The following is an 8971-nucleotide window of genomic DNA, read 5'->3' on the forward strand; positions in this document are numbered from 1 at the left end:
CAGAATATGAGAATAAATTGTAACTAAAGTTGAACAAAACTTCTTGAGAAATTTAGGATTATGTATTTAATTCGATTACAATATTGAAATTACTTTTGCATCAACGAATTAAATATTCTTAGAGGAAATAAAAAGTGCGCCGCTCCTTTACCTGGCTACCTTGGGTGCTACTTATCATTGTCATCATCAGTTTTATAACATGGCAAAAATTACAACAGCCTAAAGCACCGATTGCTGCTGATGGTGTGAAGATGCCTGCTGAAAAAGTCGAACCACTGGTAAATACATCTCGTACTGGTGGGGTGGTGTCTTATAGTGCTGCTGTGAAAGTTGCAGCCCCCGCTGTGGTTAATATTTTTACAACTCAAAAAGTAAACAGCAGAGCAACCAATCCTTTATTAAATGACCCTGTATTTCGCGAGTTTTTTGGTGATCAGTTACCAAGACAACAGCAAAATGAATATAGTCTGGGTTCAGGGGTGATTGTACGTCCTGATGGCTATATTTTGACAAATAATCATGTTATTGCTCAAGCGGATCAAATTGTTGTTGGTTTGCAGGATGGTCGCCGTGCTGTTGCCAAAGTTATCGGGACAGACCCTGATACTGATTTGGCTGTGATCAAGATTGAACTGGATAAGCTGCCTGTGTTGCCATTTAAGTTAAGTGGTAATGAGGTAGGTGATGTGGTATTGGCGATTGGTAATCCTTTTGGTGTAGGTCAAACTGTGACACAAGGGATTATTTCTGCACTTGGTCGTTCTGATTTAGGTATCAATACTTACGAGGACTTTATTCAAACTGATGCTGCGATTAATCCAGGTAATTCTGGTGGAGCATTGATTGATGTTGCGGGTAACCTGATTGGTGTAAATACTGCAATCTTTTCCCAATCAGGGGGGTCACTTGGTATAGGTTTTGCGATTCCAGCAAAGGTATGTCAACAAGTGATGAATGCTATCTTAAAAGATGGAAAAGTCATACGCGGTCAACTGGGAATACAACTGAGTGCTACGCCGCAAAATGAAGATGTTTTGGCACCACGTCAACAAGGAGTAACTGTTGCGGCAGTTCTCAAAGGTGGTCCAGCAGATATAGGTGGTATTAAAGTTGGTGACAAGATCGTTAAAGTGAATCAGGAAACGGTTGATTCGATTTCCCACTTAATGAATTATGTTGCATTACAAGCGCCTGGCTCTATAGTAAATGTTGAAGTTGAACGCGGTAATCAGAAACTTAACTTGGATGTGAAAGTCACTGAACGTAAAGTTCAGGCGAATACCTCCCAGTATATCCCATTACCTCAGCGCTAAGGTCGATGTTAAATATTCATATAGAGCTGAATAAAAAATCCCTCACTTCTTTTAAAGAAGTGGGGGATTTAAACATAAGGCTTAGTTAAACTGTTATTGAATCAAATAGCGTTTTTAGCATTATTATAAATAGATTGAGCATTAGCTTAAATTGGGTATACAACTCATTTTTTATTTCGATGTGTGAAAGATATTGCTGACTATTTTTTGTAATTACAATATTGTGAATTCTATACGTTACAAATATCTCAATAACGCCAATCATCACAGGGATTTTTCAATATAATATAAATGTTCCATAATTCTTCTCGTGAGAGTTTTTGATCATGGTTTTTGTCTAACTCATTAAATAGCTTAAGATTGCCTGATTGGTTTTTAAATTCTTTCATATGTGGCCATGCATAAGGTGCAAAATCAGTGACATATTTAAACTCATGGGAATGAATAAACTGATCTTTGTCTAAATCATATTTTAAATAGAATGTTTGCCAATCTATACTGGCAGGTTCACAACTGAAGCTAATGGTTGGTAGACTACACAAAACGAATAAAAAGGTTTTGAGCATGGGCATTTTACTCATTATGTTTTGATTTATGCATAAATAATCCATCAGAAATATTCAGGTTTAGTGAACAAAATTGACATACTACATCATTTTATATATCGATTATTCTACGGATTTTAGTCTGGGTAATTGATATTTGCTTTTGCCAATTTGTATATGAATCTAGAGAGTAAAAGTTTTTATGAATGCTATTTTAGTTATAAAAAAGCAGCAACCTTGGTCACTGCTTTAATTCAGAATAGATGTGATTAACCTTGCTGAATACCAGCAACCAACCAATCCTGAGTTGAACCAACTGGTTTAACAAAATGCCAAACTTCAGAGAATGGGGCAGGTTGGCTGTTCAGGTCCTCACTCACAGTGCCTGTGAAACGTACGCTCACTACATATTGACCATTTTCAGTTGCACTATCTACAACCATTGCGTTTAGATTACTAAACTCAGCAACATCTTGATCTTGGTTTGCCATGATGTCGTTATACATGGAAGTATATAGGTCTGGTGTCAAATAACGACGAATTTCTTCAACATTACTTGCGCTATTAACAGATTGAATGTGGTTAAAACGTTGGCGAGCTACACGTAAGAACGCCGCAGGTTCAGAACCATCTGGAAGCTGATTTCCATTACTGGTCGTCGCAGCGCCAAAAGGTGCTTGGCTTGCAGCACCACCGCCAACTGATTGACCAAAGATATTGGTATTGTCATTGTTACGCGGTGCTGCATTGTTGCCAAAAGGTCCATTATTTGGAGCTGAACTATTTGGAGCATATGGGTTATTTACTGATTTTTTTTTTGCGCCCAATCTACGGAAGATAAAGAACGCAATTGCAGCAATAACGATGATCCAGAGCCAGCCGGGTATACCACCTTTTTTCTCTTCTTGAGGTTGAGCTGTTTCTGCACCAGACGCTGCCTGGGCATTTGGATCTCGATCACCTGCCAAAGCATGACCAGCTACAGCACCTACAGCAGCACCAGCTACACCAGCTGCAACCATAGAGCCTACACCAGGACCTGAACGTTGTGGTGCAGTATTAGGAGTGACAGGCTGTGGCGCAGGAGTAGCTTGGCGGGATTGTGAATAAGACTGGCTAGAACTCATAGAACGGCTCATGCCATGGCTTTTTCCACCACCAGCACGTTTCGCTTCAGCAATAGGTGCAAAAGCTAAAGTTGCCATCAAAATACCTGCGATCAAGCCACGCTGTCGTACTTCCATTGAAATTACCTTCATCATAAAGTTAAAAAATTGATTCAGTTATAATAATGCAAAAGCATTCTCTTACTGATAAGGTTATTTATGCAGTTATTTATGTAAAATTTCAATAAGCAATCTGATTTTTTTCTCAAAAAATTTACATAAAAGCATCAAATCTTTAGCAAAGCTCCTCACTAAGCTGCATAGCTTCTTGCAATGCTTCATGAAGACGTGCCACGGCGATGATTTGTATGCCATCAACAGTTTTTTGTGGTGCATTGGCTCTAGGTAAAATCGCGTATTTGAAGCCATGCTTAGCTGCCTCCCTTAAGCGTTCTTGACCATTAGGAACAGGGCGGATTTCTCCTGATAATCCAACTTCGCCAAATACGGCTAATTGTTGAGGAAGTGCTTTACCTCGCAGACTGGATGCACAAGCCAGTAAAACAGCTAGGTCAGACCCAGTTTCAGTGATCTTTAAACCACCAACTATATTGACGTAAACATCCTGCCCCTGCATTTGTACTCCACCATGACGGTGCATAACCGCTAACAACATGCTTAAACGATTTTGTTCAAGTCCAAGTGCAACACGCTTGGGTTGTCCTTGAGCATCATCAACCAAAGCTTGTACTTCAACTAATAAAGGTCTGGTTCCTTCACGGCTAATCATGACAACAGAACCGGGTATTGCTTCATCATAGCGACTTAAAAAAATTGCGGAAGGGTTAGCGACCTCACGTAAGCCTTTATCGGTCATGCCAAAAACACCGAGCTCATTGACTGCTCCAAAACGGTTTTTGACAGCACGAATCATACGGTAACGAGAGTCAGACTGACCTTCAAAGTACAAAACGCAATCGACCATATGTTCAAGTACACGAGGACCTGCCAGTGCACCTTCTTTGGTCACATGCCCAACAATAAACAGGGCAGTGCCACTATTTTTTGCAAAACGGGTTAAAAGTGCAGCAGATTCACGGATTTGTGAAACGCCACCCGGTGCTGACTGCAGCGTTTCTGTATACAGTGTCTGAATGGAATCCAGTACAGCTATGGCAGGTTTTTCCTGAGCAAGAACTTCACAAATTCTCTCTACGCAAGTTTCTGCCATAACTTTCAGTTGGTCAGTAGGCAGGTCGAGGCGATTGGCGCGTAATGCAACTTGCGATAAAGACTCTTCGCCTGTGACATAAAGTGCTGGGCTACTGGCACTTGCCATATGAGTTGCAGTTTGTAATAAAATGGTTGATTTACCGATACCAGGGTCACCACCAATAAGAACGACAGAACCTGTAACCAATCCACCGCCTAGTACACGGTCAAATTCACTTATTCCTGTTGCTAGACGGGTTTCATGGGAAACAGAAACCTTGTTTAAAGTGGTAACATTTGCCGACTGACCTGCATATCCTCCTCCCATATTGGGTTTGGCGCGGTGTGAGATAGTGGGTTCAAGTCTGACTTCAATTAAGCTATTCCATTCACCACACTCAGAACATTGTCCTGCCCATTTAGGGTGTTCAGCCCCACATTGTTGACAACGGTAAACGGTTTTAACTTTGGCCATAGCTTTTTGCATCGAGATAAGTTGAACTAAGCAGAATGTAGCAATCTAGGTTTTAAAATACAATTTTTTGTAGAACATATCGCCAAAATCATTTTTGGCACGTAAACTGCAATCTCGAAGGAACGATAAAATAAAAAAGTAAAGGGAAGGTTTTGACTAAAATCTGTGCTAAAAGCTGGATAAGCTGGAGAAAGTTTGAATATTTGGTCGAAAATCTTTTTTATTTTTTTTGTTTTAGGATACTTTTACACAACTAAATTTGAGAGAAGAAAATAAAAATGTCAAATGAGAACCTCCATTCATCTGGTAAAACAGGTGAACTCAACCGAAGTTTGTCAAATCGGCATATCCAATTAATCGCAATTGGCGGGGCAATAGGAACAGGCTTGTTCATGGGCTCTGGCAAGACGATCAGCTTGGCTGGTCCATCAATCCTATTCATTTATATGATTATTGGTTTGATGGTGTTCTTCGTGATGAGGGCACTGGGTGAATTACTTTTATCAAATTTGCATTACAAGTCGTTTATTGATTTTTCTGCTGACCTGATTGGTCCCTGGGCTGGCTATTTTGTCGGGTGGACGTATTGGTTATGCTGGATCACGATTGGTATCGCAGATTTATCCGCCATCATTTACTATCTGCAATTCTTTAATGGTGGGCAGGAATTTACACCCTTAGGTGGTGCGATGATCAGTATTGCTGCCATCATCTTTATTATGGGGTTAAACCTTTTAACAGTAAGATTATTTGGTGAGCTGGAGTTCTGGTTCGCATTAATTAAAATTATTGCCATTATCGTCCTAATTTTAGTCGGTTTATGGATGATCTTTACTGGGTTTACTTCGACAACAGGTGAAGTTGCATCATTTACTCATTTATATGCTAATGGTGGTTTTTTCCCAACGGGAGGAAGTGGTTTCTTGGCTGGTTTCCAGATCGCTATTTTTGCTTTCGTTGGTGTTGAACTGGTGGGTACAACTGCTGCAGAAGCTAAAGATCCTGAGAAAAACTTACCAAAAGCAATTAATTCGATTCCAATTCGTATCATCATCTTCTATGTGCTTTCACTTGTAATTGTAATGTCAGTGACACCTTGGGATCGTATTGATCCTAAAGTAAGCCCATTCGTAAATCTGTTTAGCCAAGCAGGTATCGCTGCTGCAGCGATTATTATGAATCTTGTTGTATTGTCTTCTGTGATGTCTTCAATGAACAGTGGCGTATTCTCTACAAGTCGGATGTTATTTGGTCTATCACGTGAAAAACAAGGTCCAGCAGCGTTTGGTGTCCTAAATTCACGTGCTGTTCCAGCAAATGCATTGTATTTTTCTGCGCTGTGTTTACTTGGTGGTGCTGCACTACAATATTTTGTTCCAAACACGGTTGAAGCATTTACCTTGGCAACAACATTGTCCACGATTCTGTTCATATGTGTATGGTTAATGATTATTTGGAGTTATGTGGTGTATTACACTACACGTAATGATCAGCATCAAAAATCTATCTTTAAACTACCAGGTGGCTTGTTTACATGTGCCATTGTAACTATTTTCTTTATTGGAATGATTTTTGTATTAGCACTTGAAGAGGATACTTTAAAAGCACTTAAAGTCAGCCCAATCTGGTTTGTAATTTTAATTATTGGCTACTTTTGTTTCTTTAAAAGAAGACAAAAACAATAATTCATATACTTTTTAATAAAAACGTCAGTTTAAACTGGCGTTTTTTTTATTCAGGTTATAAGCTTGATCTTCTTTGATTGTATCATTTACATGCAATCGAACCCTCATTTATTACTTTGGTCAATTTGTTGATCAGGGTATAATTTCGCAAAATTTAAGATATAGGTGATCAGATGCGCGTTGCCATTTGCTGCATAAGTTTGATTGCAACCACATTTGCAATGGTTGGTTGTGGTCAATCTGGTGATTTACAGTTACCTGGAAGTCCTGATTATGATAAACGTCCAAAATATTTGTTATATAAAAATGTAGATCAATCTACTGAAGTTAAACAAGATGTGAAGCAATCTGTAAACGCAGCATCATCAGAAGCCCAAGCATCATCAGAAGCAAATTAAGTTTTTACTGCTACATCGAAAGGACACATTCATGAGTTTTACCCGCATTAATGGGGTTTTGCAGGCTGAGCAATGCTCACTGGATCAGCTTGCTAATCAATTTGGCACACCACTTTATGTTTATTCAAAAGCTGCTTTTGAAAAACATTATTTAGATATGGATCGTGCTTTTGGCTTTATCGATCATCAAATTTGTTTTGCTGTAAAGTCAAACTCAAATCTTGCGGTGTTGAATGTGTTGGCAAAGCTAGGTTCTGGCTTTGATATTGTAACTGGTGGTGAGCTTGCCAGAGTGCTTGCTGCAGGTGGTGAAGCTTCCAAAATCGTATTTTCTGGTCTTGGCAAGTCGGAAGCAGATATCCAAAAAGCTTTGGAAGTTGGAATTGCATGTTTTAATGTGGAATCCCATGCTGAACTGGATAGAATTCAAAAAGTAGCCGCAGCATTAGGGAAAAAAGCACCTATTTCTCTTCGTGTAAATCCAGATGTGGATGCCAAGACACACCCTTATATCTCAACCGGATTGAAAGAAAACAAATTTGGTATTCCATCTGATACTGTTTATGAAACATATAAATATGCGGCATCTCTACCAAATTTAGAGATAGTGGGTATTGATTGTCATATTGGTTCTCAATTGACGGAAACAAAACCTTTTGTAGATGCATTAGATCGTGTTGTCGTCATGATTGAAAAATTGAAAGAATTAGGAATCAATCTAAAGCATATCGATATCGGGGGCGGCTTAGGTGTCACTTATAAGGATGAAGTGCCACCAACTGTTGAAGAGTATGCGAATGCGATGAGACCAGTATTGGAGAAGCTAGGTTTAAAAGTCTATATGGAGCCTGGTCGTAGTATTAGTGCAAATGCAGGTGTACTCCTAACCAAGGTTGATTTATTAAAGCCAACAAATCATCGTAATTTTGCCATTATTGATGCTGCAATGAATGATCTTATCCGTCCATCTTTATATCAGGCATGGATGGATATTCAGGAAGTTACACCGCGTCATGATGTTGAAACCAAAGCATGGGATGTTGTTGGTGCAATTTGTGAAACCGGGGACTTTCTGGGTAAAGAGCGCTCTTTGGCATTAAAAGAAAATGATGTTTTGGCTGTGATGGGGGCTGGAGCATATGGTTTTGTCATGAGTTCAAATTACAATAGTCGAGGTCGTGCGGCTGAAGTTATGGTAGACGGTGATCAGGCTCACTTGATTCGAGAGCGTGAACCAGTCGAGTCATTGTGGGAAAGAGAACGTTTGTTGCCTTAAGGAGTAATTCAGGATGTTATTAGAATTTACTAAAATGCATGGTCTAGGCAATGACTTCATGGTTGTTGATCTGATTAGCCAGCGTGCTTATTTCGATACGATGACTATTCAGCGTTTGGCAGATCGCCATTTCGGTGTAGGGTTTGATCAATTATTAATTGTAGAGCCACCTGATGAGCCAAATGTCGATTTTAAATATCGTATTTTTAATGCTGATGGTTCAGAAGTTGAACAGTGTGGCAATGGTGTACGATGTTTTGCCCGTTTTGTTCATGAGCGACAACTCACCAATAAAACTAAATTTAGAGTGCAGACGTGTTCTGGCATCGTAGAGCCCGAGCTTGGTCCTAATGGCTGGGTTCGTGTCAACATGGGATATCCACGTTTTTTACCCAATGAAATTCCGTTCATTGCTGAAGAGCCTGAGACTCTTTATGATTTGGCTTTAGCAAATGATGAAAGTATTAGCATTGATATTGTTAATATGGGGAATCCGCATGCTGTGACAATAGTTCCAAATGTCCTGACTGCTGATGTTGCTAAAATCGGTCCTCAAATTGAATCACATGAAAGATTTCCAGAGCGTGTAAATGCTGGGTTTATGCAAATCATTGATGAGAAGCATGCCCGTTTACGTGTTTTTGAACGTGGTGTAGGCGAGACGATGGCTTGCGGTACTGGGGCTTGTGCTGCTGCTGTATCTGGCATGCGTCGTGGACTACTTGCCAATAATGTTGAGATTGAACTTGCAGGTGGCAAGCTTCAAATCGAATGGCAAGAAGGTGGTGTGGTTTGGATGACTGGTCCTACTGCAACAGTTTATGAAGGTCGTCTGGATTTAAGATATTTTCAAAGTTGAGATTAACTTTAGGCTAGAAGCAATTTGCCTGCTTCTAGTCTATTTAAACTGAGCTATTTATTTAAAACTCAATATATTCATTTAAAAGAGAAAGAAATTTTC

The 8971-nt window shown here is 39.6% G+C and carries 8 protein-coding genes; 5 read left to right on the forward strand and 3 right to left on the reverse strand.

What is annotated here, in order from left to right:
- Nucleotides 1-134: 134 nt before the first annotated feature.
- Nucleotides 135-1313 carry a S1C family serine protease gene (locus KPC_RS15115; RefSeq protein ID WP_121975191.1) on the forward strand — a complete coding sequence of 393 codons (1179 nt, stop codon included), beginning with the start codon at nucleotides 135-137 and terminating at the stop codon, nucleotides 1311-1313.
- Nucleotides 1314-1561: 248 nt separating this feature from the next.
- Here KPC_RS15115 and KPC_RS15125 read toward each other — a convergent pair whose 3' ends face one another.
- From KPC_RS15125 to radA, 3 genes are all read right to left on the reverse strand, one after another.
- Nucleotides 1562-1879, reverse strand: a complete 318-nt coding sequence (locus KPC_RS15125) for an EF-hand domain-containing protein (RefSeq protein WP_121975193.1) — start codon at nucleotides 1877-1879, stop codon at nucleotides 1562-1564.
- 248 nt (nucleotides 1880-2127) lie between these two features.
- Entirely contained in the window at nucleotides 2128-3102 is a 975-nt protein-coding gene (locus tag KPC_RS15130; RefSeq protein ID WP_121975194.1) for a Tim44 domain-containing protein, read from the reverse strand.
- Nucleotides 3103-3259: 157 nt separating this feature from the next.
- The gene (radA, locus tag KPC_RS15135; protein WP_121975199.1) at nucleotides 3260-4651 is read right to left on the reverse strand and encodes a DNA repair protein RadA; all 1392 of its coding nucleotides are present in this window, start codon (nucleotides 4649-4651) and stop codon (nucleotides 3260-3262) included.
- 278 nt (nucleotides 4652-4929) lie between these two features.
- Between radA and KPC_RS15140 the strand changes: the two genes are divergently transcribed.
- The 4 genes from KPC_RS15140 to dapF all read left to right on the forward strand — a co-directional run bounded on the left by KPC_RS15140 (nucleotide 4930) and on the right by dapF (nucleotide 8869).
- Complete coding sequence (locus KPC_RS15140; protein ID WP_121975195.1) at nucleotides 4930-6336, forward strand: amino acid permease; 1407 nt, start codon at nucleotides 4930-4932, stop codon at nucleotides 6334-6336.
- Nucleotides 6337-6509: 173 nt separating this feature from the next.
- Nucleotides 6510-6734 carry an LPS translocon maturation chaperone LptM gene (gene lptM / locus KPC_RS15145; RefSeq protein WP_121975196.1) on the forward strand — a complete coding sequence of 75 codons (225 nt, stop codon included), beginning with the start codon at nucleotides 6510-6512 and terminating at the stop codon, nucleotides 6732-6734.
- Nucleotides 6735-6765: 31 nt separating this feature from the next.
- Nucleotides 6766-8010: a diaminopimelate decarboxylase gene (gene lysA / locus KPC_RS15150; protein ID WP_121975197.1), complete on the forward strand. Its 1245-nt coding sequence runs from the start codon at nucleotides 6766-6768 to the stop codon at nucleotides 8008-8010.
- A gap of 13 nt (nucleotides 8011-8023) precedes the next feature.
- The gene (dapF, locus tag KPC_RS15155) at nucleotides 8024-8869 is read left to right on the forward strand and encodes a diaminopimelate epimerase (RefSeq protein ID WP_121975198.1); all 846 of its coding nucleotides are present in this window, start codon (nucleotides 8024-8026) and stop codon (nucleotides 8867-8869) included.
- Nucleotides 8870-8971: the final 102 nt, after the last annotated feature.

It is taken from the genome of Acinetobacter stercoris (assembly GCF_900323515.1).
GTDB lineage: Bacteria > Pseudomonadota > Gammaproteobacteria > Pseudomonadales > Moraxellaceae > Acinetobacter > Acinetobacter stercoris.